The following is a 26,681-nucleotide window of genomic DNA, read 5'->3' as shown; positions in this document are numbered from 1 at the left end:
CAAAATGAGTTTCTAGTGGAACTTTTGTGGCACTAAAACCCCTATTCTTTGTATTATCCCAGGTAAAAGAATCTTGGGAAAGAATCCCGCTAGCTCCACAAGCACTGATGCCCCGGCGTAAGGCCGGGGCATCAGTGCTTTGAGCCAAGGGGATCGAACCCGTGAGGGCTGGCGCGGGGTGGTAGCGAACGCGGGTTGAGCGTTCGCCCGCGCCAGTGGTTTTCGGAGGCTGTGCTCCGAAAACCGTTGCTGGTGCGCAGCACCGCCGATTCCCGCTAGCTCCACTTTGTTGGCGCAACAGGAAGTGTTGCTGGCACGGTGAACCCGAACGGTGAAAAAGCCGTTTGGGCTTTTTTATTAGTGAGGACGACGAAATCGGGGTTAATGCCGGGTTAATCCCCAAATGGGTATTGACTTTTTTAGGGGCTTAAAATGGGCGCCAGGAGAGGGGGTAGATAATGCGGTTTCATTCTTTGCAATTCCAGATCAAGGGGAGCGCGGAGGATTTTTTACCAGCGATGGAAAAGAGTTGGATGTTGCCGATGAGTTTTCGTATCTTTCCCGCTCATTGGGGTTTGAGGGAGCTCCAGATAGCTATGCCGGATTATGGGCCACCCAGTTCGTCTACAACGACTATTCTCTTCTCCAGGGTGATTTTTTGGCTAGAGGTTTATGTCTAGACCTGCTATGCGACAGTGATTTCGCCATCCCGTTTAGTGCGATTTTCTTGTGCCTAGGAGAAACTCTCAAACGAACAGCCAAGTGCACAGTTACGGAGCTAACCGTGGCATGTGAGCCTTATTCGGTTAAGGCGAAGATTTCTAAAGGAAAAACTAAAGCTACTCTTCAAAGATTCCACGAGCATAATAGGGAAATTAATCCCCTCCCGATTGCCCAATGCGCAACAGTTAAATACGCATGCAAAGATAAACAGGGATCGGTTCTTGCATCTGGCGAAGTCCCCTTGTCGATGTCCCCATGTTACCTGCCAGAATTGGCTTTACCGTTCTCTGGAATCTGTTCGCAGTGGGGATCAGAAATACTGCGCCATATGGAAACGATTGAGATTACTGCCAGCTAGTGCGAACCTATTCGGTGCGGCTGTAATTTTCGGCTTTCAAACGAGGGCTCCTGTTTCTTCGCGCTTCCAGCCGGATGCTAGTCGACTAACAGGAGTACGGATCCCAACGAGACTGCGGCGATTAGGACACTCAGGATTATTCCGAGGACGAGGGCGCGCCCTCCGGACTTAATCACGTTGCGCAGGTTCACTCCGGCTCCCATTGCGCCCATCGCTACCGTCAGGAGCAGGGTAGCAACCGTGCCTCCTAGAGTGCTGAAAATGTTATTGACAGTGGGGATGCCCGCAAACACTGAGGCTAGCGCTACTGCGATCAGGAATCCCACCACGAATCCGGGAATCAGGGGAGGGCGCTTGCCAGAGCTGGTTTTCTCTGCCTGTTCGTGGCGTACTTCTACTACTCGCCGTTCAACTATCCCCACGATTGCTACTACGATTGCTAGGCAGGCCACGCGCCCCAGCTTGGTGGCGGTGGCCAAATCAGAGATTGCCGGATCGTAAATGTTTGCGGCCGCCACTACCTGGCCGACCTCGTGAATAGAAGCTCCCAGCCAGACGGCTGCTTGCGTGGGGGATAACCCCAGCCCGTGGGCGGCAGCCGGTAAAGCGACGAGGGAGAGCGTCCCGAATAGGGTAACGCAAGCGATAGCAGTCGCGACCGCGTCATCGGCGTCCTCGCGACTGCGGGCAGAAACCACCGGGGAGATCCCGGCAACGGCAGAGGCTCCACAAATAGCAGTACCGGAGGTGGTGAGAATCCCGGTGGCGTGACTGACTCGCATAAAGTAGGTCAGCAGATACCCCGCCACCATAGTGACGGCGACCGCGCAGATAATAGTCACGATGGTGCCGGTACCTAGCGCGGCAATAGCCGGTAGCGACAGCCGAAAACCAAGCAGCACCACCCCGGAGCGCAGAATAGTCTTGGCGGAAAAACTGATACCGGGTTCGCAGACAGCCGGAATTAGCTTCGTGTTACGGACTGCTACCCCCAGCAGGATTGCCACCAGCATCGATGACAGCAGAGGAAGAAACAGGTTTATTAGCCAAGCGATTCCGGCGATCAGGCACGCATATGCTATTCCCGGTAAGAGCCGTTTGAATTTATTCAAAGAAATCACTTGCCATATATACCACAAGGTCAAAACGATCCGGCAGTAAGAATGACAGATAGGTCTGTCTCGTTCCCCCACAGGTTAACCGGAACTGCTTTTTAGTCGGGTATTACCGCAATTTTTACGCCAACCCGATCGTGTACTGCCTGATAAGCATCGTGCACTTTTGATAGTGGGAAGGTGTGGGTGACAATCTCCTCCACATTGATAGCCCCCGATTCCAGCACTTGAATCGCCCGTTTTACATCCCGACGGCGAGCATTGGAACCCCCGGTAACCTGCAATTCTTTATAGTGAATCAGGTTAGGTTCCATCTTCGTCATCGAGCCTTTTGGGAATCCCGCGAAGTAGTTGACTCGCCCTCCATCTCGGGCAAGCTCTAAGGCATCCTGGGCTAGATCCGAGGCACCAATACACACGATCACCACGTCGGCACCCGCGCCATTGGTTACTTCCTTGACCCGATCCTCAAGTTCATCAGGGCTGACCCCAATCGCGCCCAGCCGGTCTGCCACTTGGCGCCGCTGCGGGGAACGGTTAGATACGAAGACCTGTCTAGCTCCACTGGCTAGTGCCAACTGTGCGTGGATTAGTCCGATTGGGCCGGCTCCCAGAACAGCCACCACCTCTCCCAGGTTCACTTTGAATTGATCGAGGCCATTTAAGCAGCAAGAGATAGGTTCGGCTAGACAAAGAGCTTTAGGGGCAAGTTCTTTACTGGTAGTGATCAGGTTGCCTCTACGCAGGGCCCGTTCTGGCACCAGCATGTATTCTTGTAAGCCACCATCGATGGCGTAGCCAAACAGATCTAGGTTTGAGCAGAGATGTTCGCGGTCTTGTAGACAGTTGGGGCAGGCGCCGCACGATACTACGATTGAAACCGTCGCCTGTTGCCCAACTTGTAGCCCTGGTTGAATCTGCTCGACGCCCTCGCCGATTTCTACTATCCTTCCGGCAATCTCGTGTCCGGGAACCGTGCCATAGGCAACCCCGGAGGTTTTCGCCCCGGTATAGAGGCGATAGTCGGTGCCGCACATAGTGTTGGCCTCGATTTTCAGTAAGACCTCATTTTTGCCTGGGGTTGGTTTTTCCTTTTCTACCAGGCGTAGATCTTCCGGTGCATTCAAAGTTGCTGCCCGCATGGCTTCTCCTTTCTTTAAAGAAATTCCGGAACCGCGCCCATTAGTAATGCGAAGGAAGTAGCTCCCGGGTCAGGGGTTCCCAGGGATGCTTCTCCGTGGTTGTGTGCCCGACCTTTTTTAGCAACAAAATCCGCTGTCTTGGCTGCACCGCCGGCTGCCATTTCTGCAGCTTTCTTCCAAGCGAGTGCTAACTGTGATTTTGCGGTTTCCATGCTTTCTACAAAGGGCGTAGCTGCGTCAACGATTGTCTTGTCGCCAACTTTCGCCTCACCCATAGTTTGGAAGGTGCGGGCACCAATAACAGCGGCGCGCGCGATGTCTTCTTCGCTCGCAACTTCAGTGTCAGATAGTTCGCTGGCTGCCTTAGCGATCGCTCCACCCCATAGCGCACCTGCGGTACCGCCTGCACCTTCTGACCAGGCAGCAGCTGCGCGGGCGAGAGTAGTGCGCAAGCCGGCTCCGACTTTCACGCATTCGGCAGCGACTTTAGCTGCTGCCGTTGTCCCCAATACCATCCCTTGGCCGTGGTCACCGTCACCAGCTACCGCATCCATTTTACCTAGCTCTTTTTCAGCCTCTCGAGCTTTCTTCTCAAACGCAGCGAAGATTTGCGAAGCTACCTTCGCTTGAGCAGCTGATTCCTTGCTACCTGCGGTAATGGTGTTCTCTTCATCCGCTTCAATCATGCGTTTTTCACCTGATGCCTGCACATTTCCCACTTTAAAAGCCGGAGTATCTGCCGGGGCTAACCACAGCTGTTCTAGATTTTCGTCGAGGAAGCAAAGCGTTAGCGACAGACCCGCCATATCTAAGGAGGTGACTTGCTCGTCGACCACTGGGGCAACGATTTCAAGATCGCGGCTCTCCAATAGTTTCTTTACTGCTCTATAAAAGACGAATAATTCTTCGTATTTGGTTGCACCCAAGCCGTTTACCAGTACGCCTACTCGTCCTTTATAACCCTCGCTGCGTTCCGGTTCTTCCTCCAGCAGCTTGCTAACAAGCATTTCTGCAATCTCGTCGCAGCTCATCATCTCGTGGCTAGAAATGCCCTGTTCGCCATGGATACCCAGCCCAAGTCCGAATGTTCCCGGTTCTACCTCAAAAAGAGGTTCTTTAGCACCCGGGAAAGTGCAGCCGGTGAAAGCCACCCCTAGAGTGCGAGTGCGATCGTTGGCATGCCGAGCCAGTTCTTCGACTTGATCAAGATTCATCCCCGCTGCGGCGGCTGCTCCCGCGACTTTAACTACAAATAGGTCTCCAGCTATACCTCGGCGGTCGAGGTGGTTCTCAGGTTTTCCGGAGGCAATGTCATCAGTAATCGCAAATATGCGTACGTCATCGCCCTCGGCACTAAGCTGCTGAGCGGCATTACCGAAATGGAGGACATCGCCAGCGTAGTTACCGAAAAGGATCAGGGTTCCGCCACCATTGGAGGCCGCTTTACAAACTGATTTTGCCTGTGAAGCCGATGGCGAAGAAAAAATATTACCGCACACAGAACCGTGAGCCATCCCCGGCCCCACCCAGCCGGCGAAGGCAGGGTAATGACCGGAACCCCCTCCAACAACAATGCTTACTTCTTTATCTGGACTGGTTGTTGCGCGTACAACCCCGCCATGTACGGGTTGAACATAGTTCTGGTAAGCTGCGGCGAACCCTTCTACGGCCTCTTTTGCAAATTCTTCTTCGTTATTAACAAGATATGTCATTTGTGAACTCCTTGAGTTTCAACGCCAGTGATGAAACCGGTAAGTGGATGACTCCAGTGCATGCAACGTCTAGTTACACACTTTATCATTGGACACCGACCAAGATAGTTCTGCACGTTACTATCTGTATCCCCTTATTATGTGCAAGTTTTTCTGATGTCGGGTTATTGCCTTGCGGTGGGGACACTCTATGACTCGCGGAGGAATCGGTATTATCGTTGCTATCGATTGCAGGAGCAAGCACTCTCCTAAGCGCGCTAGTGCCGGTACGGCACCGAGGCAAAAGAAACTCAGTAAATATCGATAAAACCACAGGGAGGCGTTAGTCCCCTATGGTTTTATCAATGTGACAAGCTGCCGATAAGGTGTTTGTTGCTGCTTATCATCATCTCAACGCAGCTAAAACTTCTAGAAGGTAGCGGTGTCGATCACGTAGCGGTAGCGTACCCGAGCGGCCACCACGTTATCCCAGGCCTGATTGATTTGATCGCCAGAAATAATTTCTACTTGGGGCGCGATATTTTTCTTGGCGCAAAAATCTAGCACTTCCTGGGTTAGGGCGATACCGCCGATATTCGAGCCGGCAAGCATTTTTTGTTTGCCCACCAAGTTACCCATGGCGAAGGACTGCCGATTCTCCGGTAGTCCCACAATTCCTACGATTCCCTCGGGTTTTACACAATCTAGCAGCTGATCGATTTCCGCTCCGTCAGACAGGGTGGATACCACCAGGTCAAACTGGGAGTGCATACTTTCCCAAGTACCGTCCTCGGAAGTGGGGTGCAGCTCTACTGCCCCAAACCGCTTCGCGTCTTCTTCCTTAGCGCGAGTACGGGAAATAACATGGGTTTCGGCTCCCAGGGCGGCGGCAATCTGTACCCCCATATGCCCCAGCCCTCCCATGCCTACAATCGCGACTTTCTTGCCCGGGCCTGCCCCTAGCCGTTTGAGCGGGGAATATAAAGTCACCCCGGCACACATAATGGGGGCAGCTTTTTCTAGAGGGATCGCGTCCGGAATCCGGCACGCGTAGTCTTGCTCCACGGTGATCCCGGTGGAATAACCGCCGGCAGTGGGGACGCCGTCGCGCCCGATGCAGTTATAAGTCCAGATAGTCCCGCCCTCGCCCGAGCAGAACTGTTCGGTTCCTGCCTGACAGGCCTCGCATTTCCCGCACGAATCCACGAAACAGCCGACCCCTACCCGATCACCAACCGCAAACTTGGTTACTTTCGAGCCGATTTTGGTGACGATACCGGCGATTTCATGACCGGGGGTGAGAGGGTAGATCACGTCTCCCCATTCTCCGCGTCCAGTGTGAATATCAGAGTGGCAGACCCCGGCATATTTGATCTCGAAATAGATTTCGGTTGATCCCGGCTCGCGCCGCTCTAAGGTTACGGGATGGAAAGCCGAAGTGGACGAATCCATCGCATATGCTTTTACCTGGGTCATTGCTGCTCCTTAAAGAAAAGTTACTTATTTGTGGTAGGTATCGCCCCACGTCCTCGTCCTAGTGTAAGGGGTGACGTAAAGAGAATTGGTACTGCCTATCCATAATCGGTTTCAAGGCCGGATATGCCTGGTTTTGCAGCTCCGCTAGTTCCAGATAGATTTCATGGTTCTTAAGGTTCGGCTCCGAGGTGTCTCCCAAGGCAGCCATCCCTTTCGAAGCCTCCTCCACGGAAGCATAAGCATCAGTTTGCGCCATCGCCATCACCGCGGCGCCCATAGCCGAAATTTCTTCGGTTTCGCAGCTGGTGAGAGGCAGCCCGATACAGTCCGTCATAATCGCGCGCCACAGAGGAGAGCGTTGTCCACCACCCATTACCCGCACCGATTGCAAAGGCACTCCCGTAGTTTCGGCAAGCGCATGCAGGTTGGTAGCCATAGTCAAAGAAATACCTTCCAGGATGGAGCGGTAGATTTCCGCCCTCCCGTAGGCTCCCGCTAACCCGATGATGGCGCCGTGGGCAATCGGATCCCAGAAAGGTGACTGCACTGCATTCCAATAGGGCATGGTTACTAGCCCGCCGCATCCGGTCGTTACCTGGGCAGCTGCTTTATCTAGTTCGGGATCGGGGCGCCCCGCAAGTGCCGAATTACCCAGTTCGCTGCGGAACCAACCTGCCAGGTGAGCACCAGAATTCTGCACGATTTCCAGCACATATTGGCCGGGAATACCTGCCACATCGGTGCGGAACACGTCAGCTATCTGGTAGCGAGGGGAATGCACCCCGGCTACCAGGGCAGTCCCCATATTCAGGTAGGCTTTCTCCATTCCAATAGCCCCGGCTCCCAGCGCGGCCGCTTGTCCGTCTCCGCAGGCAGCCACCAGTTCAATCGACTGTTTTATTCCCCAATCCGCTAGTACCGAGGGTTTGATCGGGGCAATTATCGAGGCTGCGGGAACCAAGTCTGCAAGCTGGTCTCGTTTGATTCCGATTAGATCGAGCAGTTCCGGGGAGTAATCCAACTTCGCGGAATCCAGGAATCCAAGGGAATCCGCAGTTGCCACCGAATCAACCCATTGTCCGGTTAGAGCATGAGTTAGATAGCCGTGCACGCCTACTATCTTGTGGGCAGCAGCTAGTTTTTCGGGTTCGTGTTCCTTTAGCCAAGCAATCTTGTAGATCGAGGGAGTGGTATCGGGTTGAAAACCCGAAAGCTCATGTACTCGCGGGCTACCAATCTTTTTTACCTGCTCTGCGGCTCTGCCATCTAGCCATAAAATCCCGGGACGAAGAGGGATGCCCTCTGAATCCACCAAAGCAAATGACTGGCGTTGAATAGTGGCGCATAAAAATTCGATGCTGCCGCGATCAGTGTCACTAAGCTGCGCAACTGCCTGCCCTACCGCCTCATTGGTGCTCTTCCACCAGTCGCGAGGGTCTTGTTCATAAAAGTCCACTCTTGGGGTAGACATTGCAAACTCTACCTTCGCCTGTGAAAGTACCGATCCGGCACTGTCGACGATTATCGCCTTGGTACTGGTGGTAGAGGAATCTACTGCGATTACTAAACTGCCCATGCTGATGGAACCTCCTCGTTGCGGTTTACTTACCGGTGATTCTACTTTGCTATTTAATCGAATGGGGTGAATCGGCAGGTGAAAGTGGTAAATGGGACTGTCGGTTCCCGTGGGCGCCCCCAGAAAAGTGGTTAAATCTGCCAGGAGTTAAGACGCGTTTTAGTTTGAATACACAACGTAGACACAACGAAACGAGTTTATTGAAATTTCTAAATCTTATTCTTGCTGTTCAGGGCGTTATCTAATGGCGGAGGTAGGGGGATTCGAACCCCCCGCAAATTCGTTACCAGCAGTTTTAATCTTTTGGTGTCTAGCTGTATCTATAACCCTTTTTACCAGTATAAACGCAGGGTGTTAAAGGGTTGTAGACACTCAACCAGTTTTAATAAAACTCAAATAAGTTTATTTTGATATGCTTCGGATATGCTTCAAAAACCAAAAGAGGACACGGCCACAACTAAGCCCGGCGGGATGCGTAAAGGCGGCCGCAAGAAAAGTGTGTTTGGTGCGATCCGAAAACAAAAATCTGGACGCTGGCAAGCGTCATATATTCACCCTGAACTAACAGGGGGAAATAAGCGCGTAAGCCTTGGAACGTTTAAAACCAAGCAAGAAGCAGCACACGCGCTAAGCCAGGTAGATATTGCGATAAAAGCCGGAACATGGAAAAGCCCGGAACAGCTCGCGGCGGAAAAAGAAGCGGCCGCGCGGCAAGCGAAAGCGGATGCGCTAACGTTTGGTGAGTTTTGCGAGAACTTTTTAGAAATATATAAAACGCGATGGGGTACGGAAACCTATAGAAAAAATTGTTCAAACTATCGTAGCTGGTTAAAGCCGTATTGGGGTAATGTTCCACTTAAGCAAATAAGCACCGCGAGCGTTAGTGCCTGGTTAGCTACTCTCGACCTTTCGGGCGCTGGATACAAGAACCCCGTTAACTTTTTTAGTCGTGTCCTGAACGCGGCGTGTGATGATTTTGAGTTACTCAGCTTCAACCCGGCGGCAAATCCGGTAAGGAAGTTAGCTAAAGGCGGTAAGGCTGTAGGCACGCGGTCACAGCGACACGAAGCCGCCGCGCTCACCATGAGCGAGTTAATAGCGCTTGCGGACGAAATAGAACCCCGTGATCTTCGTTTATGGGTGCTGTTAGGTGGTCTGCTAGGTCTACGCGTGGGAGAAATTAGAGCGCTTAGGCGATCATCTTTCGATTTTGATAAAGGGCTGTTAAACATTACTAGCGCGGTTACCGGCGCGGGTAAATTCTTAGACTTGCACGCAAGCCCGAAAACTAAAACATCTATCAGAACCCTAGCTATATCGCCCGCTCTTGAAGCTGAAATAAAAAACCACTTGCAAGAGTTCACCGAGTTTGGCCGGGATGCCTGGTTATTCCCGTCACCGGTTGATCCTGAAAAACCGCGCGGCCAGTCATCGGCCAGTGTGCAGATGAAAAAAGCGTGTAAGCGTTTAGGGCTTAAGCCTCACACTAGCCACGATCTACGGCACACCACCGCGTCATTGCTGGCAGAGGGGGGCATTCCCGCTGTAGCGGTGAAATCTATTTTAGGACACGCGCACACCCAGATAACCGCGCGTTATACTCACCCCTACGCCGCGCAAAACGCGAAAGCATTAAACCAGTTAGGGGAGGAGTTCACGGCCGCGAGCGCTGGCGGTAACGTGTTGCAGCTACCAACCAAGAAACAGGCTTAACATGTCTGATGAGGCAGTTAAAACCCGTTTGAAACATCTGCAACGTTACCGAGCAAAGATAGAAGCAAAATTAGCGTTACAACTCCCTGAGTTAGGTAAAGACGCTATACGCGTCTATTGCAAAGGCAAACGCACCCCGCATGCGAGCGGCCGGCCAAAAACGGTTACATGGTTTGAAAAAGATTTTGAAATGTTCGAGGCGAACCTAAGTGCCACATGTTTTGATGAAGCAGCACAAAACTATGTTGACCCCGATCTATTGAAGAAGATAGATAACCGCGACTTAGTCCGCGATCCGCTAGAAGAAAAAGACCAGATACGTTTATTACTGTCCATTCTAGGCACAGAGCTAGAGGTACCTTATTGGTATCCGACTAGGCCGCCCGCGAAAAACTTAGACCAGGCGCACGCTATGAGCCAGGCAGACCGGTCTAGCCCCCTAGATGCTATTAACGGTTATTTTCTTTATTACAAGTTCGCCCAATGCCCAGAATGTAAACGGTTATATGGGTTTGATCTTGTAGGTTTAACCCCGTTTTTTGATCAGCTACTAGAGCAGCAAGAGCGCAAGATATCAGCGGAACGGCTCGCGGAAATGGAAACAGTACCCCCGTTAGATTACATGGGGGCACTTCCAAGGGGTGAGTATAAGCTACCCACATTAGCCGAAATGGCTAAGGATATCCCTATAAAGGAACGTCAGCGCTTGTTAGCGTGGGTACGCACGCAAAAGTTCTATATGATATAGTGTGCTTGTCCCTGGCTAATGTTGGGGGTTGCTAACTAGGGTAAGTTTTCCCTTCTATCAAAGTGCGGCTTATAAAAGCGCGTGGCAGGTAGCGATTTGACGCTACCGTCTGCCATTTTTTCATTGGCAACGTAGCCCTTATGAAAAAGGGAAGCAATGCGACCGATAGAAAATAATAACGATCAGTTACCGCGCTACATGTCCATTAAGGCCGCCGCCGCTTTTGCTGGCGTTGCCGTTAATACAATGCGCAATTGGGTTTACCGTGACGGCCTACCAGCAGTAAGACGCGGGAAGATTGTCCGTATAGAAACCGCCGCGCTAATCCAATGGCTACAGCCGAATATTAACCCCGTTAAAGGCAAGGGGGCGGCGTAACTCATGAGAACCAAGGAAAGCCCCCGGCTATCTGGTAAACAACCGGGGGAAAACGAGCTAAGCAACCCTAACCCGATTCTATCAGCCGCGTTGCGTTATGCCGCTTGCGGTTGGCAGGTGTTGCCTTGCCTAGAACAAGACGGCAAACAGGCCGGGAAAACCGCTAAAGCGCCTTATTACTCGCGGGCGCTACAACTAACGCATGGCGCGAAATCTGCCAGCGGCAACCGCGAGTTAATCCGGCAATGGTGGAAGGAATGGCCGGGCGCGCTCATTGGGTTAGCCGTACCCCGTCACCTAGTGGTTATTGATCTTGACCCGCGTAACGGTGGCACACTCGAAGCCTTAGAGGCCGCTATCGGGGGAAAACTTACCCGCTGTCCTATCGTGGTTAGCGGGCGCGGTGATGGCGGGTGCCATCTGTACTATCAACGCCCGGCGCGCCTGGAAGGGTTTACCCCGCTATTTGGCCAGGTTATTTGCGATGATGGAACAGCCTTGCCAGGCGCGGACGTTAAAACGCATGGCGGTTACTGTATCGCGCCGCCATCGCCTCACCCTGAAACCGGTAAGCCGTACCAGTGGAAGGGTAACGAGTTTTTCACCCCGCCGCCGTACCCGCGAGCGCTAGGGCAACTCATAGAGCGACCACCCCGCCCGCAACCCCTAGCCGGCAAGCGTGTTAGCCGCGAGGGCTTTAACCCAATAGCGGGCGCGAACATGGTTAGCGGTCTGCTGGCAACCGTTGCGCAAGCAAGGCAGGGAACGAGGAATAACAGCCTATTTTGGGCGGCGTGTCGTATGCAGCAAAACGATCTAGCGGGCGCGGCTACGGACTGGCTAGGGTTGCGACAGGCCGCGTTAGCTAGTGGTCTAACCGCGTGGGAAACAGATAACACGATTCATTCAGCCCGCCGCCGGATTGGGGGAAACCATGCAGCCTAACCAGCGAAGGAGACGCAGAAAACAGGTTATAGCCCCGGAAGGGTTTGAACCCCTCATATTTGACCCCTCACCGGCTCACTCACCCTGGGACGTAAGGAAAAACGGCGGGGAGATATTGCGCGGCCAGACCGGCCTATTAACCCCGCAAACCTATATGTTCAAGGATTTTCTAACGGCAATGTGTTATGACCACGATCTAGACGGCTACATTCCTAAGCAGTGGTTAGACCCTTCCTACTGGTTGGTTAAGCGTTTCGGACAAGACGCGGTTAGCGAACTAGCTAAAGAGGAATACCTACAACCGTTGGATAACGAGGCAGGTTATGCGCTGGACTGGTCAGAGCAAAGCCTTTACGCCGAAAGAGAGCAAAGGCGCATAGCTAACGCCCGTAATCAAGCCCGGTATAGAGAGCGACAACGAGGCGGAAACCGTGAAATCTGACCAGCGCAAACCGTAAGCGATTACTAAGCGATTACTAACAGCTTAGTAAGAGCTTAGTAAGTGATTTAAGAAGGCGCTAACACCTTGTGAACAGGGCAAAGCGTAAGCGATTACTAAGCGCTTACTAAGGGATTAGTAGGAATAGGCAATTAGGAAAGATAAGCCCCCTTAAGGGCTTTCACCGTTAGTTATCTCTCGCGGGTGTTCGCGAGCGATATTTTTAGAAAGGATAAAGAGAAATGAACGATGAAAACGGAAAAATGGATTTTGAGCAATACACGGCGCGCGAGATTGAACGCCTTGAAACAGTGCTAGACGGCTTGCAAGAGCTATTCAAGTCCCAGGCTGATCCGCGAGTGTCTGACGCGATTTTGAAGGCGCAAACCAAACTAGATGCTTATTGCGGGTTTGAGCGTGCGCCTAGAATGCTCACACCAGAAGAAGAAGCAGAAAAAGATAAAAGCCTGGTAGACATCGTTAACGATGTGTGTAAATTTTAGCCGCTGATTGGTGGCTGTGCGTGCCTGCTTAGGGTGCTTGCCCTTTGCGGGTGCGCACGGCTACCCGGCAAGAAAGGAAACCTAGAATGCCTGAGTTATTTAATCGCGCCGCCCTGCTTGAAGCTGAACGCCTAACAAGGCTAAGCCTGCCAGATAGCGCGCTCTTTCATCGCGCATGGTGTGATACTAGAATGTGTAGCGTTATCCCGTTCGATGCGGGAACTATGGGAGAAGCGTGCGCGATCCACCAACGAACCTTTAGCACAACCTTTAAGGGCGTAACCGTATCGGCAACCGTTAGCGAACTACTAACGGCTAACGCAACACCCCTAGAGCTAGAACCCACGGTTGCATTCACTACCGAGACAGGCGGCGAACCACCTATTAGCGTAATCGCCCCGCTATTAGAACGTTGCGTTAGCGCTTTGAGTGAAACCATACCGCCGGGCGCTCGCGGATCACTTGACCCGTTAGCCTACGTTAGCCCGCTACCGTTTAGCCTGGACGATGAAGCCCTATTCCTAGACAACGACTAACAGCGATAAGCAAACGAAAACTAACCGCAACTTATCCACAGCACGCGCCGCCGCTAAAGCGGTTGCGATATACTTGAAGCAACGCCCTATTAAGGGACGCTCGCGAACAACTCAACACGCAAGCCCTTGCAGTCAAGCACGCGCACCGCGTTAGACATTCCGGCTTTAATCGAGATAACCGCGACCGTACCACTTGGCATGGCAGAGGGCGTTAAAATCACTAACCGCAACCCGCCCGGCGCACTCATCGGGTGGTGCTGTTCCTCCCCCTAAAGAGACATGCCCCCCTATCGCGCGCCCGCGCGCACGCGCGCGCGTAGAACCAAGCCATGCCCTTAGCGGGGTAAGTTATGAGGTGGTGAACCACCACCCCCACCGCCTAGCTATGGGGTAGTGTTTCGCGCCCCCGTCTCTCGCGTATCCCGGGCGCGCTAGAGGCTACTAATAGCCCTTTCCGCTATGTGGGTACTAGAACGACGCTAAAGGCCGCTAAATCGCTATACGTGCGCCCGCCCCTAACGATTACTGAAACCCGTTTATTTTGCGCTCTCGCTCGCGGCTACCATACCCCCGCGATCTTGTTTCTTTTTCGCGCCCTTGTCTGCCTTGCGTTGTAGTCACCGCTAGAGGCAGGACAGGTAGCCCGCCCGCGAGTGATCCGCCGCGTGAGTTTATAGCCGAAAAATCACGCTATAACCGGGCGTAGGAAATAATAAAACTCATTCCGATATGCTTCGGATATGCTTCAAAAGGCTTTAGAGTTTTTCTCTAATCTTATTCTTACTGGTCAGAGCATTATCTAATGGCGGAGGTAGGGGGATTCGAACCCCCGAGGGCTTGCACCCAACCCGCTTTCCAAGCGAGCGCCATAGGCCACTAGGCGATACCTCCAGGCACAGGTTTGAGTCTACCGAAATGCCCTAGCTAATGTCGATTCTGGAAATGAGGAGTCGAACACAGCCGGCAATAAGGGCTGGTGTTGCTTCCCGGGAAACCGCGCCCGCGTCCTCGTCAGTTTTCTTCTCGCCTCCGCGCTGACCGCTCCGTTTCCAGTTAGCGCCCTCCTAAGCTAAACTGGGAGAGATCCTTCACGCGGCGATATCATTCGAACCTCCCCAGGGCCGGAAGGCAGCAAGGATAAGGGTGCGCTATCGGGTGCGTGAAGGGTCTTTTTCTATCACAATCTTCTCCCGGCACCCCGCTTACCGCTGGGCTTTAGTACAGTAGAGCCGTGAGCATCGCACTGTATCGCCGTTACCGGCCAGACACTTTCCAAGACGTGATTGGGCAAGATCATGTGGTCAAACCGTTAATGGCGGCGCTGCGCTCTGGGCGGATTAGCCATGCTTATCTATTCTCTGGTCCACGCGGGTGTGGCAAAACCACTTCGGCGCGGATCATGGCGCGCTGCCTGAACTGCGTGGAAGGCCCGACCGACACTCCTTGTGGCAAATGCGAATCCTGTAAAGACCTGGCCACTGGGGGCTCAGGGTCTCTGGACGTGGTAGAAATTGATGCTGCCAGCCATAACGGGGTAGATGATGCGCGAGAACTGCGGGAGCGGGCAGGCTTTGCGCCGGTGCGGGATCGTTTTAAGATTTTTATCCTGGATGAAGCTCATATGGTGACCCAGCAGGGATTTAACGCCCTGTTGAAGATAGTGGAAGAACCCCCCGAACACGTAAAGTTCATTTTTGCTACCACCGAACCTGACAAAGTTATCGGTACCATTCGTTCGCGTACTCACCATTATCCGTTTAGGCTGGTGCCACCGGAAACAATGGAACAATATATGGCGAAACTCTGTCAGGCCGAAGATGTTGAACCGGACTCGGGAGTTCTGCAGCTAGTGATGAGGGCGGGCGCGGGTTCAGTCCGCGACTCACTTTCGGTGCTTGACCAGCTGATGGCAGGTGCCGAGGACGGCAAACTGGCGTATGGGACTGCCGCGGCGCTGCTGGGGTATACCGATAGTTCCATTTTGGAGCGTTCCGTAGATGCCATTATTGACCGGGATGGGGCTGCCCTGTTCGAGGTAATCGCCAAAATGGTGGAGGGCGGGCATGAGCCTCGGCGTTATCTGGAAGACTTGCTGCTACACCTTAGGGATCTGCTAGTACTCTCGGTTTCATCCGGTGAGGATACCCAGACGGTACTAGCGGGAACTCCCGCAGATCAATTAGCGGCGATGCAAGCCCAAGCGCAACGTTGGGGAACCGCCGGGATTTCCCATGCCAGTGACCTCACCAATACCGCTTTAACCGAGCTTACGGGGGCTACCGCTCCGCGCCTACAAGTTGAGCTGTTGGCTGCGCGGCTATTATTGCCAGATCAGAGCCAGGTAGCTGCAGGTGGACATGGTTCCGCCCCGTCTGAGTCATTGAGCGGGGCAGAGGCCGCTATGGCGGCGCTGCATCGTCCTGGACGTAAGCGCCCTCGAAATACCGAAAATGCCCGACCGGATGCCGTGGCTCCTGCGGCTCCTAGAACCGCTAAAGCTCCTACTGAACCAGCCCCAGCGGCTCCTGGCGCTAACCCGGTTTCGCAGGCTCCGCGCGGGGGTGGCGGGACGTCAGAACTGGCTGCTCCGCGCCCAGAGAATATAGATAATAAACAGTTCGCTCCAATTATTGGAAAACAGATTTCCCAGCAAGAACAGGCTTCTCGCGCCGAAGTCGCGGAGAAGGAATCCTCCCCAAAGGAGGCGGCGGCTAGTAGCTCCCCGCATGAATTGCCGGCGGTAGAAAAAGGGGAACAATATTGGCAACTGCTGCAAGCGTGGGGGAAAGTATCAGCCCGGTTGCGGGAAACCGATCAGCGACTGTGGTCAACTTGCAATCGCCACCTGCAGATTGGCGGTGCCCAAAACCAACAAGTTACCTTATTAGCGGATACTCCGCAGACCGTTCAATATTTAGAAGACCAACTGGGGGCTATAGAAAAATGCTTGCAGGAAGAACTGTCAGCAGCCTGGACAGTGCAGGTACTTCCGGGAAGCGACGATCGCCGCGCACCTGCTATGAGCGAGGTACTATCCCGGTTCAAGCTAGATGCTTCCTCGGGAGTAGAGAAAATACTTTCTCAGCAGGAGGTTCCGGAAGAAGAGGACTATCCTCCCGAACCAGCGGATCTGGCAGACGATAGCGAAGAGAATTCCTATCCAGAACCAGTTGACGGTGAAGCAAATCTTTCCCCCGTCCCGAGCATCTCCGCGGACACTGCAAACGCAAATGCTAAAACCGCAGATGCAGTGGGAGAATCAACGGATAAACCCGGGCAAGAAAGTGAGTCGGCATCCCCCAATGCCGACTGGATCATTGCTAACCCAAAAGCGTCAGACTCCGTTTCTAAGGAAAACGATCAGGGAATAGAGGACAGGAGCCATCCGGTAGCATCGGAGCCTGCGCCACCACTTGCTGCAGCGCCGTCAGCGCTCGGGGCAGACGCGGCAGAAATGGCAGCGCCCCGGCCGGACACTTCTTCCTCGAAGGCACCGGGAATTGACAACTCGGTCATGGCGGCTCCCCGAGACTTGGGTGACGAACCGGCGGCTCCGAGGGCAGACCAATCTGTGGCTCCCTTAGAACCTGTTGCGTCTACGCCACTAGCTGCGCCCCGCGAGCAAACTACCGAGCCGGATATCCCGGCTGCTCCCCGCCAACAGGTGGCAACGGCCGAGAGCGGCGACAACACTTCTCCAGCATCGGACGTACCTGCATCTTATGAGGACGAAGATATTCCCGATCTGTCCGATCCCGATGTTTCGCTAGAGGAAAGCGGCGGACGTTGGGGGGTCGAGGTCGCAAAATCTGTGCTTGGTGGCAAGATAATTGAGACGGTAGATAACTCTGGCGGCAGTGGGAAAGTGGGTAGTTAACCTCTATGTATGACGGCGCTTTGCAAGATCTAATCGATGCTTTGGGGCGACTGCCGGGGATTGGACCAAAATCAGCACAGCGCATCGCGTTCTATGTGCTCTCGCGCCCTAAATCAGAAGCGGAACTATTGGCGCAGGCCTTAATCGATACCAAAGAAAAGATCCGTTTTTGCGCCAAATGTGGCAATATTGCCCAAGAGGAACTTTGTTCTATCTGTAGCAATCCCAAACGAGACCAGAGCGTTATTTGCGTGGTTGAAGAAGCCAAAGATGTGGGGGCGATTGAACGCACCCGCAGCTATCGCGGTCTATACCATGTACTCGGAGGGGCAATCGATCCGATAAACGGAATCGGCCCCGAACAGCTGCGCTTACGGGAGCTGCTATCGCGTCTATCGGGCGACACTGTACAAGAGATAATTATTGCCACAAATCCCAATATTGAGGGCGAGGCTACGGCCACCTATCTGACTCGCACCATCTCTCCCTTGGGGTTAAAAGTTACGCGTCTGGCCTCGGGACTACCGGTAGGCGGGGATCTGGAATACGCTGACGAAGTTACTCTGGGGCGTGCCTTGGAGGGTAGGCGTTCGGCCGAATAGGGTTTTGCGCGAGGAAACGCATACCGCTAAATAGTGGCAAAAGTCCCAGGAAGAACCTGAGCGGCGCGCATGAAATTGTGCGTTTGCTTACCTACCAGGAAATCTGAGACGCTAGAGCCGAGATTACGCCAGCTTCTTACAATAATTGCAGAAGGTAGCTAATCAACAGGCATACAAGGGGAATATATGGCGCTCATTGTGCAAAAGTATGGCGGATCCTCGGTTGCCGACACCCAGTCGTTGCAACGGGTTGCGCGTAGGATTGTGCAAACTCGTCAAGCCGGGCATCAGGTGGTGGTTGTGGTCTCCGCTATGGGGGATACTACCGACGATCTAATTGATATGGCGGCAGAACTTAATGCTCATGCTCCCGCCCGGGAAATGGATATTTTACTGTCTGCCGGTGAACGTATCTCCATGTCTTTACTTTCTATGGCCATTTCTGCGCAAGGAGTGCCGGCGATGGCTTTTACCGGCGCGCAAGCTGGTATCCGTACCGACGCTAAATACGGTAAAGCCCAGATTGTAGGAATGGTTCCGGAAAGAATCGCCCGCGTAATCCGGGATAATAATGTGGCGATTGTAGCCGGGTTCCAGGGAGTTAACGATGCCGAAGACGTCACTACTTTGGGACGTGGTGGCTCTGATACTACCGCCGTGGCGCTAGCGGCCGCCCTTCATGCTGACGTGTGTGAAATCTATACCGATGTTGACGGATTGTTCACTGCCGATCCGCGCCTGGTGCCGACCGCCCGGGCATTGCACTCCCTCGACTATGAGGAAACTTTAGAACTGGCAGCAAATGGCGCCAAGATTTTGCATCTGCGAGCAGTAGAGTTTGCTCGGCGGTATCGGGTTCCGTTGCATGTGCGCTCTAGTTTTTCCGATAAAGATGGCACTTGGATTGCCCAAGGACCGGCACCGAAATCACTGCGGGGGATTGTCCCTGCGAAAGCCCTTGAGGAGGAAAACGTGGAAGCTCCCATTATCTCTGGTATTGCCCATGATCGTTCCCAGGAAAAGCTGACCGTGGTGGGTTTACCTGACCGGCCAGGCGTGGCCGCTGACCTGTTCGCAGCGGTGGCAAAAGTCGGTGCCAATATCGACATGATCGTACAAAACATTTCCGAGGCGCGCCCTGGCAGGGCTAATATTTCGATCACTATGCCGGCGGAAGATATCCCGGCGGTGATGGAAGAACTACAGCACGAAAAGAAGGTTTTGGACTTTATTCGTATTGACCATGACACCAACGTGGGGAAGGTGTCCCTAGTTGGGGCAGGTATGCGCAACAATCCAGGCATTTCGGCGCGTTTTTTCCAGGCACTATCGGATGCCGGGATCAACGTCGATATCATTTCTACTTCGGAAGTGCGCATCTCCGTGCTGATCAATTTAGATCGCCTAGATGATGCGGTTTTGGCTATCCATAAAGCTTTCGATTTAGATTCCGAAGAAACTGAAGCCGTGGTCTATGGAGGTACCGGACGATGATGAAAGAACTAACCGTAGCCTTAGTCGGAGCAACCGGGCAAGTCGGACGGGTAATGCGTGCCCTGCTGGAAGAAAGAAATTTTCCCGCTGCTAACATTCGCCTGTTCGCGACCTCGCGTAGCGCGGGAACCCAGCTTTCTTTCCGCGGTCAGAAAATAACAGTAGAGGACGTGGAGGGTGCCGATCTGGAGGGGATTGATATTGCGATCTTTTCCGCTGGCGGGTCAGCGTCGCGTACCTATGCTCCCCGTTTTGCCGCTGCTGGGGCAGTGGTAGTCGATAACTCCTCGGCGTGGCGCAAAGACCCCGAGGTGCCTCTGGTGGTTTCGGAGGTTAACCCGGAAGATATCAAGGATCGCCCTAAGGGGATTATTGCCAACCCTAATTGCACCACGATGGCCGCGATGCCCACGGTGAAAGTACTGCATGATCTCTTTGGACTGGAAACCTTAGCGGCGTCCTCCTATCAGGCGGTGTCAGGTTCGGGTAGAGCCGGGGTACAAGAGCTTTCTTCCCAGCTGGAAGCGAGCGTAGAGCGCTGCGAAGAACTGGCTTTAGATGGACAAGCTATTGAATTCCCCGAGCCTAAAACCTATGTGCGTCCGATTGCCTTTAACGCGGTTCCGGTGGCCGGAAACTTCGTTGATGACGGCTCTCAAGAGACCGATGAGGAGCAAAAGCTGCGTAATGAGTCGCGGCGGATCCTGCACTTGCCGGAGCTCGCGGCCTCCTGTACTTGCGTGAGGATCCCGGTGATGACCGCGCACCTGTTGTCCCTAAACGCGCGTTTTACCCGCCCGGTTGATTTAGAACAGGCACAGGCGGCATTAGAGCAGGCTGAGGGAGTGCAACTAGTAGAGGTGCCCAATCCCTTGGATGCTGCCGGCCGAGATGGGACTTTCACTGGACGGTTGCGCATTGATCAGTCGGTTCCGGATGGTAAAGGTCTAGCCTTTATCTGTTGCGCAGATAACCTGCGTAAAGGGGCGGCACTTAACGCCATCCAGATCGCAGAGCTGGTTGCCCAAGAACTTTTGGAAGCCTAGTTACTGCCGCTCTGCGGGTACTCAGGTTAGCTGCTTGAGCGCTAGGACGAGGAGGCTAATAGATTTCGCTGGGCTTACCACGCTCGAGGACGCGGTGGCGCCAGGTACCCTACCTCCGGGGATAATGGAAAAGGTTAGTTGCCGGGGGCTTTAACTTTAGGCTGATAGGCTTCAGCGCTATTCACTGTCAGTTTCAGCCCGAATCCGGTCTGCAGGTTCCAACAGTCGACCCCAGATCCGGAGGACTCACAAGCGTAGGCTCCCGAGGCGGCGGCAGCACCGCTAGAGAGTACGGTCTGTGAAACTTCGTTATCTTTAACCCCTAAATCTTCCGGAGGCCTGGCGCCATCAGCTCCCAGGGTGAACTTGACGGTGGCTCCCGGGTTCTGGCCGATATTTCCGGTAAAGCTAAAGACGTTACACACCACTTCGTTACCGATCGTGCACTTGATGGGGGCATCAGGCAGTGAGAATTCAGCTACCTGGTAGGCTCCGTTTGGTAGTCCTTTTGCTTGCCCAATCTGGTTAGTGGGAGCGGGGGCTATCTGGCGTCCCTCGGTTTTAACATCTAGTTGGGCCCCGGCGCTACTTGTTTTTTTCTTAGCATCCTGGCCGGAAGTATCTTTTTTATTGCCGCGGTCTTCCGATTGTTCTTGCTCATCGGGAATTCCGTTATTATTGTGGTCGCGATTTAGGTCGGAATCTCCGAAGATGCGTGCGATTACTCCGTCCTTCCCGTACCAGCTCTTCGAACCGTCGCCTCCGGTGAGACGATCTGTTAAGTTACCCCCGATCGAGAGCACTAAACCGATCAAGATTGCAATCACGATCACGAAAATCTTGCTTTTTCGGGAAGCAGTTTTTTCCTCGACCGGTGAAAAGTCTTCTAAATCTTCCTCGTCAGCAAGTTTAAGTTTGTCAGCCTTAGTTTTTTTCGCTACCTCAGTTTCAGCGGTAACTGCGGTTTCCGGTTCATTCGCTGGTTTTGCGGTTGTCGTTTTCGCTGGTTGTGCGACGGTGTTATCCTCGGCTGTTTCGAGGGACGCGGTAGGGAAATCTTGGGGGGTTTCATCTCGAACCGTGTTTATAGCTGCGGGGGCATTGGTGGGAGTCAGCGGGGAAGCGCTCCGGGGCTCGACTACCGGTATCTCCTGGGGGGCTGGGGAAGCGGCCGGGATAGGGGAACGGGTCTGTGCTCGGGCAGCCCGGTCTAGTCGGTTTTGGCGGCGCTGTAAGGCGGCGGCAATCTCCGGATCAGAAAACTCGCCTAACCACTCTAGAAGTTCGGGATAAGTGGAGGGATTTTCGGCAATGAGGGGACGCAAAGAGGGATGATTTTGAGCCAAATACTGCAATTCTTCCAGTGGCGTCGCCGGGTCGCTAGCCCGCTGAACCGGGTCAGTGCTCATGTCTCCTCCTTTGAGTCTCTTAAGCGATTATAGATTACCGAGACTCCACAATGATCCCCTCGTGTCCATAGCGGCCTGCTCAGCAAATAAATACCCGCAATATCCTGCCTTGCTGCCCAGAAAAGTTAAAGGTTCAGCCTGAAAAGGCAGGAAGCTGCATCTAACTGGCACGATGAATCGGACAGGCCGAGGTAACCATTGCTTCTTCCCCCCGAGAAGAAAAAGGATTCTCTTCCAGATCTAACCGTCGTCCCAAGAACCGTTTTGCGTTCGGTAACGGAGCCAAGGTATGGCTAGCTCCCAGAGAACGCAATACATACGCTTGTACACAGTGGATCAGATATTCCCGATGAATCGGGTCTTTGGGGAGAGATCTGCCTGCTAGAGACGCGTTCACCATCGAGATTGCAATGGGTAGGTTTTGGGGAGGGAGAGTGCCTTCATTAATGGCTTTTCTTAAGATTTGACTCAATATATTTTCTACAATCTGCGCGTGACGGTGTAGTTCGCTGCCAGTTTCATTTGATACTTGGCGGCGCAGATCCAGCCCGGGCGCTAGGTGGTAAGAAGATCCCAGAGTGAGCTGTTCCCGGATGTAAATTCGTAGCATTTTTATAGGGGAGGACACCCCCGCCAGAGCGCGGTTCAAACGCACCGAATACTGTCCCGTTTCATAGGCAATGAATGCCAGGAGCAGTGCTTCTTTATCTTGGAAATGGTTGTAGACCGCAGTGCGCCCCACTCCCGCCTCTTGAGCAATCTTCGCCATGGTTAGCGATTCAAAAGTACTGGTTTGGAGGAGACGGGAGAGGGCATCAAATAGCTGTTGGCGAGTTTTCTCGCGATGTTCTTCCAGAGTTTCCCCGATGATCCTTGGCATGTAGGCATTCTTTCATTTAATGACACTTTTAATCTAATCGTCTCGAAAGATTATAGTGGGAAGTTTTGAGGCGGACAAAGAAAAGGATCTCCTAGCTGGTAACTAGCAAAATATTTGTTGGGAAACGCATTTTATGGGTGAGGTGGCGACTGAACCTCAGCGATAAATAATCGTATTTGACGCACTAACATATTGGCGATAGTGGTAGCTTAAAACGCGGTACTGTTAGTGGCTTTGAGGGAGAATATTTGACCAACCTATTGCTGGCACTGATTTATCTGGCTTTTATTAGCTTGGGATTGCCCGATGCCCTGTTGGGTTCAGCCTGGCCAGCGGTCTACTCAGATTTTCAGGTAACAGTTTCCTATGCGGGGATTGTGTCTATGATTATTGCCCTGGGTACCGTTACCTCCAGTCTGTTATCGGATCGGATCATTGCTCGGTTAGGTACCGGTAAAGTGACCGTGATTTCCGGGGGTTTTAACTGCCCTGGCTATCCTGGGTTTCGCCCTCGCCCCTAACTTTTGGGTGCTTTGTGCCTGGTCAATTCCTTACGGATTAGGAGCGGGCAGCGTGGACGTGGCGCTCAATAACTATGTGGCGCTGCATTTTAAAAGCACCCACATGAACTGGCTGCACTGCTCCTGGGGAATAGGTGCCACTATCGGCCCCTACATCATGGGGATGGCATTATCTGGAGGGGGAAACTGGCAGGGCGGATATTGGTATGTTGCTTGGGTACAGCTGGCAATCACCGCAGTATTGTTCTTGAGTTTGCCGCTTTGGAAACACCATGAAGGGATAGAGGTAACTACTAACTCCGAGGGGTCGCCTGGCTCGAATGCCCCCGCACGCCCTCAATCCCTAAAGCTTTCGCAGGTAGTGCGGATTAGAGGAGTAAAAGAGATGATGACCTGTTTCTTTTGCTATTCCGTCTTGGAGCAAACCGCTGCGCTTTGGGCAGGAACTTACCTGAGGCTATTTAAAGGGATGGATGCGGCCGCTGCTGCCGCGTTTGCGGGAATGTTGTTTCTGGGAGTGACTCTAGGCAGAGCTGTCAGCGGAATCTTGGCAATTCGCCTCAGCGATCAACAGTTAATCCGCTTGGGAATGCTACTGGCCGCAGCGGGGGTAGCGATTTCGATAATCCCGGGATCGACGGGACTGGCAGTATGTGGGCTTATGGCGATTGGCCTAGGGTGTTCGCCGATCTATCCCGCAATGCTGCACGCCACTCCCCAGATCTTCGGGAAAGACCGCTCGCGGGCGGCCACCGGAGCGCAAATGGCCAGTTCCTATTTGGCGATTTTTATTATGCCCCCACTTTTTGGGCTGATAGCGCAGTATTTATCAGTAGGCCTTTTGCCTGTCTACCTGACCTTGCCTTTGGGAGTATTCGCCTTGATGCAGCGCCGCTTGGCTTCTATACGTTACTAAAAGTATCTTCCCTGCTGGAAGATAGCTGATAGCGCATATCCTCACTTCCGAAATAGCCGTGACCGCCTGCGAGCCTACCGATCGAGATAAGAGGTAAATAGATAGGTGAACCTACTTTAGGAACGAGAACATAAATTCGCATAAGCTGCACTAATTGACTGTATGATGCTTTGGCCAGTATTTATAGTGAAATTTTGTGAGAATAAAGCTCCTTGACAGGGTGAGACGAATTGAATAAATTAGGTTTGCCTTAGCTAAGGAATTATAGGTTTTAGCTAACTAATTCGCGGACTGGAGAGAAGATGCTCGGCGCTTTACTAATTGCGTTACGTGAAGGTTTGGAAGCTGTTTTAATAGTTTCCATTCTTTATGCCTATGTAAAGAAAGTTGAGCGTGAAGATCTGCTGCCAAAACTATGGCTAGGGATAGTCGTAGGGGCGGTAGTCCCCATGAGCGTGGGTGCTTACTTGGTTTGGGGAACCTACACCCTTACCACCCAAGCCCAAGAGGCGCTCGGAGGCTTTCTTTCCCTATTCGCGGTCGCCCTCATCACCTGGATGATTTTTTGGATGGCCGAGCATTCCGCCGGGATGGCTGCCCGGATGCAATCCCAAGTCAAGGAAGCGCTGTCGAAAGGTAGCGGAGCCGGTTGGTCGCTGTTTGTAATCGCCCTGATCACCGTGGGGCGAGAAGGACTAGAAACCGCGATTTTTATCTGGCCGATGTTCAAGAATGCCAGCGACAACGAAAATGGCACCAGCCTGGTTGTCGGAATGTTGGTGGGGATAGCAATCGCCATCGCGCTGGGATACCTGATCTATCGGGGAGTAGCCCGTATCGACTTGCGGGTATTTTTTGAGGTAACCGGGTATTTACTGATTTTTGTGGCCGCCGGGGTATGCTCCTATGGCTTCCACGATTTACAAGAAGCCGGGGTTATCCCCATGACCGCCCCGCTCTTCGATTTCACCACTTATATTCCCACCCTGGTTTATAACGGCGGTCTCTATGACGTGCTGGTAGCCATTTTCCAGTTCTCGCCCAGCCCCACCGCCCTGCAGTTCTTTAGCTGGCTGATCTACCTGGTGGTAGTGGGGGCGCTGTTCTACTTTTACAACCGCAATAAGAAGTTGTTTTTAGCAGTGAAAAGGGCGCAAAAAGAAGAAGCTGCTACGCCGGAAAAGAGAGGAACTGACGCGGGAGACAAGGATACAGCGGCGATTGTGTCCGCTGAGGACGCGCCAGCAGGAACAATTCACAAGACCAAAACGTCAGTTGCAGTTGACTGACCGTTTTCCCGAGGGCGCGCTCGCGTCCTCGACGCAAAAATGCACACCTAAGGAGACAAATAAATGCATATGCGTAAGATTGCCGTTGCTTTCGTGGGCGCGGCGCTGGCAGTCACTATGACTGGTTGTGTAAAGAACGACAACAGCGCCGCGGGGGATGGCGCGGCGGGCAGCACTAAACCAATCGAGGTGAAAATCGCTGACGACAAGTGCGAACTTTCTACTAACACCGCTCCTTCCGGCACCATTAAGTTCTCCCTAAACAACGAGGGACCGGCTCGCAACGAGTTTGAAGTACTTGCCAAAGACAAACTGCAGATTATGGGGGAAATGGAAAACCTGGCTGCTGGAGATAAACGCGACTTCACGGTGCAGCTAGAGGAAGGAACCTACTACACCGCCTGCAAGAAGAATATGGTGGGATCGCTCGTGGGGTTGAAAGAATTCAAAGTAACCAAGGGTGAGGGTATTAAGGTCAGCGCCGATGACAAGAAGCTGCATGAGGATGCGGTGGCTAAATACACTGCCTATGTAAAGGATCAGGCTGGCCAGCTGGTATCAGCCACCCAAGAATTTGTAGATGCTTACAAGGCGGGCGACAACGAAAAAGCTAAGAAGCTCTATCCCTTGGCTCGTATGCATTACGAGCGGATCGAGCCCACTGCGGAGTCCTTCGGTGATTTGGATCCGAAGCTGGACGAGCGGGAAACCGACTATCAGCAGGCAGATGACGCTGACGGGCGGGAATGGACTGGTTGGCACCGCTTAGAAAAAGACCTGTGGACCGATCAGAAGCTATCGGCGGCCGATCGCACCAAGTTTGCCGATCTGTTGATGAAAGACACCCAGGATCTGCATAAAGCGGTTTATGCTGCTGATTTCAAACTGAAACTAGACGATATTTCCAATGGGGCTATTGGTTTGCTAGAAGAGGTAGCTACCACCAAGATTACGGGAGAGGAAGAGATTTTCTCGCACACTGACCTCTATGATTTCCAGGCCAACTTGGAGGGCGCTCGGGTAGCTTATGGCAACGTCCAGGCCTTAGCCGAGAAGAAAGATCCGGAACTGGCGAAGAAAATTGATGCCAAGATGAAAGATCTGGAAGACACTATTGCTTCCTACAACCGTGCCAGTGGCGATAACCAGTGGGATTTCCCGCCCTACACCGATATCGCAACGGTGGCGATTGGTTTGGAGAAAACTCCCGAGAAGTACACCAAGAAGCAAAAAGAGCTTTCCGATAAGGTAAATGCGCTGCGGGCACCGCTCGCAAAGTTGACGGAATCTATTCTGAAATAAGG

General features: G+C 53.1%; 23 protein-coding genes, 1 tRNA gene and 1 other RNA gene. 17 read left to right on the top strand and 8 right to left on the bottom strand.

Annotation, left to right across the window (positions count from 1 at the left end; genetic code table 11):
- Nucleotides 1-403 precede the first annotated feature (403 nt).
- Nucleotides 404-1,081, top strand: coding sequence for a hypothetical protein (locus tag E6072_RS06890; RefSeq protein WP_316694678.1), 678 nt, complete (start codon nucleotides 404-406; stop codon nucleotides 1,079-1,081).
- A 77-nt stretch (nucleotides 1,082-1,158) separates the two neighbouring features.
- Here the strand turns inward: E6072_RS06890 and E6072_RS06885 are convergent, their stop codons facing one another.
- The 5 genes from E6072_RS06885 to E6072_RS06865 all read right to left on the bottom strand — a co-directional run bounded on the left by E6072_RS06885 (nucleotide 1,159) and on the right by E6072_RS06865 (nucleotide 8,081).
- The gene (locus E6072_RS06885; RefSeq protein ID WP_399335538.1) at nucleotides 1,159-2,202 is read right to left on the bottom strand and encodes a YeiH family protein; all 1,044 of its coding nucleotides are present in this window, start codon (nucleotides 2,200-2,202) and stop codon (nucleotides 1,159-1,161) included.
- 92 nt (nucleotides 2,203-2,294) lie between these two features.
- Nucleotides 2,295-3,338: an alcohol dehydrogenase catalytic domain-containing protein gene (locus tag E6072_RS06880; protein WP_316694675.1), complete on the bottom strand. Its 1,044-nt coding sequence runs from the start codon at nucleotides 3,336-3,338 to the stop codon at nucleotides 2,295-2,297.
- A 14-nt stretch (nucleotides 3,339-3,352) separates the two neighbouring features.
- A complete protein-coding gene (locus tag E6072_RS06875) occupies nucleotides 3,353-5,050 on the bottom strand; it encodes a dihydroxyacetone kinase family protein (protein ID WP_316694673.1) in 1,698 nt (565 codons plus the stop codon).
- A gap of 408 nt (nucleotides 5,051-5,458) precedes the next feature.
- The gene (locus tag E6072_RS06870; protein ID WP_316694671.1) at nucleotides 5,459-6,505 is read right to left on the bottom strand and encodes an NAD(P)-dependent alcohol dehydrogenase; all 1,047 of its coding nucleotides are present in this window, start codon (nucleotides 6,503-6,505) and stop codon (nucleotides 5,459-5,461) included.
- 58 nt (nucleotides 6,506-6,563) lie between these two features.
- Complete coding sequence (locus E6072_RS06865) at nucleotides 6,564-8,081, bottom strand: FGGY family carbohydrate kinase (RefSeq protein ID WP_316694670.1); 1,518 nt, start codon at nucleotides 8,079-8,081, stop codon at nucleotides 6,564-6,566.
- A gap of 423 nt (nucleotides 8,082-8,504) precedes the next feature.
- Between E6072_RS06865 and E6072_RS06860 the strand changes: the two genes are divergently transcribed.
- The 7 genes from E6072_RS06860 to E6072_RS06830 all read left to right on the top strand — a co-directional run bounded on the left by E6072_RS06860 (nucleotide 8,505) and on the right by E6072_RS06830 (nucleotide 13,343).
- On the top strand, nucleotides 8,505-9,794 hold the full coding sequence (locus E6072_RS06860; RefSeq protein WP_316694669.1) for a tyrosine-type recombinase/integrase: 1,290 nt from the start codon (nucleotides 8,505-8,507) through the stop codon (nucleotides 9,792-9,794).
- 1 nt (nucleotide 9,795) lies between these two features.
- Nucleotides 9,796-10,542, top strand: coding sequence for a hypothetical protein (locus tag E6072_RS06855; protein WP_316694668.1), 747 nt, complete (start codon nucleotides 9,796-9,798; stop codon nucleotides 10,540-10,542).
- 156 nt (nucleotides 10,543-10,698) lie between these two features.
- Nucleotides 10,699-10,920, top strand: coding sequence for a helix-turn-helix domain-containing protein (locus E6072_RS06850; RefSeq protein ID WP_316694666.1), 222 nt, complete (start codon nucleotides 10,699-10,701; stop codon nucleotides 10,918-10,920).
- Between the two features lie 3 nt (nucleotides 10,921-10,923).
- Nucleotides 10,924-11,865: a bifunctional DNA primase/polymerase gene (locus E6072_RS06845; protein ID WP_316694664.1), complete on the top strand. Its 942-nt coding sequence runs from the start codon at nucleotides 10,924-10,926 to the stop codon at nucleotides 11,863-11,865.
- Nucleotides 11,866-11,980: 115 nt separating this feature from the next.
- On the top strand, nucleotides 11,981-12,307 hold the full coding sequence (locus tag E6072_RS06840) for a hypothetical protein (RefSeq protein WP_316694662.1): 327 nt from the start codon (nucleotides 11,981-11,983) through the stop codon (nucleotides 12,305-12,307).
- Nucleotides 12,308-12,546: 239 nt separating this feature from the next.
- Nucleotides 12,547-12,807, top strand: a complete 261-nt coding sequence (locus tag E6072_RS06835) for a hypothetical protein (RefSeq protein ID WP_316694660.1) — start codon at nucleotides 12,547-12,549, stop codon at nucleotides 12,805-12,807.
- An 86-nt stretch (nucleotides 12,808-12,893) separates the two neighbouring features.
- Nucleotides 12,894-13,343 carry a hypothetical protein gene (locus E6072_RS06830; protein WP_316694659.1) on the top strand — a complete coding sequence of 150 codons (450 nt, stop codon included), beginning with the start codon at nucleotides 12,894-12,896 and terminating at the stop codon, nucleotides 13,341-13,343.
- A gap of 803 nt (nucleotides 13,344-14,146) precedes the next feature.
- On the opposite strand, the gene E6072_RS06825 is transcribed toward E6072_RS06830, so the two are convergent.
- Nucleotides 14,147-14,234 (bottom strand) — tRNA-Ser (locus E6072_RS06825).
- Nucleotides 14,235-14,422: 188 nt separating this feature from the next.
- Between E6072_RS06825 and ffs the strand changes: the two genes are divergently transcribed.
- The 5 genes from ffs to E6072_RS06800 all read left to right on the top strand — a co-directional run bounded on the left by ffs (nucleotide 14,423) and on the right by E6072_RS06800 (nucleotide 20,362).
- Nucleotides 14,423-14,518: signal recognition particle sRNA small type (gene ffs / locus E6072_RS06820), an RNA gene on the top strand.
- 56 nt (nucleotides 14,519-14,574) lie between these two features.
- A complete protein-coding gene (locus E6072_RS06815; RefSeq protein ID WP_316694658.1) occupies nucleotides 14,575-17,220 on the top strand; it encodes a DNA polymerase III subunit gamma and tau in 2,646 nt (881 codons plus the stop codon).
- 5 nt (nucleotides 17,221-17,225) lie between these two features.
- Nucleotides 17,226-17,822, top strand: a complete 597-nt coding sequence (gene recR / locus E6072_RS06810) for a recombination mediator RecR (RefSeq protein ID WP_316691429.1) — start codon at nucleotides 17,226-17,228, stop codon at nucleotides 17,820-17,822.
- A gap of 186 nt (nucleotides 17,823-18,008) precedes the next feature.
- A complete protein-coding gene (locus tag E6072_RS06805) occupies nucleotides 18,009-19,316 on the top strand; it encodes an aspartate kinase (protein WP_316691427.1) in 1,308 nt (435 codons plus the stop codon).
- The gene (locus tag E6072_RS06800; protein ID WP_307737918.1) at nucleotides 19,313-20,362 is read left to right on the top strand and encodes an aspartate-semialdehyde dehydrogenase; all 1,050 of its coding nucleotides are present in this window, start codon (nucleotides 19,313-19,315) and stop codon (nucleotides 20,360-20,362) included. The genes E6072_RS06805 and E6072_RS06800 overlap by 4 nt, the downstream gene beginning before the upstream one ends.
- Nucleotides 20,363-20,496: 134 nt before the next feature.
- Here the strand turns inward: E6072_RS06800 and E6072_RS06795 are convergent, their stop codons facing one another.
- Both E6072_RS06795 and E6072_RS06790 read right to left on the bottom strand, forming a co-directional pair.
- A complete protein-coding gene (locus tag E6072_RS06795) occupies nucleotides 20,497-21,771 on the bottom strand; it encodes a hypothetical protein (RefSeq protein ID WP_316694657.1) in 1,275 nt (424 codons plus the stop codon).
- Between the two features lie 160 nt (nucleotides 21,772-21,931).
- Nucleotides 21,932-22,651, bottom strand: coding sequence for a TetR/AcrR family transcriptional regulator (locus E6072_RS06790; protein WP_316694655.1), 720 nt, complete (start codon nucleotides 22,649-22,651; stop codon nucleotides 21,932-21,934).
- 248 nt (nucleotides 22,652-22,899) lie between these two features.
- Here E6072_RS06790 and E6072_RS06785 point away from each other — a divergent pair, with 248 nt between their 5' ends.
- From E6072_RS06785 to efeO, 4 genes are all read left to right on the top strand, one after another.
- Nucleotides 22,900-23,172, top strand: a complete 273-nt coding sequence (locus tag E6072_RS06785; protein ID WP_307737921.1) for a hypothetical protein — start codon at nucleotides 22,900-22,902, stop codon at nucleotides 23,170-23,172.
- A gap of 7 nt (nucleotides 23,173-23,179) precedes the next feature.
- On the top strand, nucleotides 23,180-24,088 hold the full coding sequence (locus E6072_RS06780; protein ID WP_316694652.1) for an MFS transporter: 909 nt from the start codon (nucleotides 23,180-23,182) through the stop codon (nucleotides 24,086-24,088).
- A 302-nt stretch (nucleotides 24,089-24,390) separates the two neighbouring features.
- Nucleotides 24,391-25,377, top strand: a complete 987-nt coding sequence (gene efeU / locus E6072_RS06775; RefSeq protein ID WP_307737923.1) for an iron uptake transporter permease EfeU — start codon at nucleotides 24,391-24,393, stop codon at nucleotides 25,375-25,377.
- 63 nt (nucleotides 25,378-25,440) lie between these two features.
- Complete coding sequence (gene efeO / locus E6072_RS06770) at nucleotides 25,441-26,679, top strand: iron uptake system protein EfeO (protein ID WP_316694650.1); 1,239 nt, start codon at nucleotides 25,441-25,443, stop codon at nucleotides 26,677-26,679.
- Nucleotides 26,680-26,681: the final 2 nt, after the last annotated feature.

This window comes from Varibaculum cambriense, from assembly GCF_032557235.1.
GTDB classification, from domain to species: domain Bacteria; phylum Actinomycetota; class Actinomycetes; order Actinomycetales; family Actinomycetaceae; genus Varibaculum; species Varibaculum cambriense_C.
The sequence above is the reverse complement of the archived record's forward strand: the minus strand, read 5'-3'. Positions and strand labels throughout refer to the sequence as shown.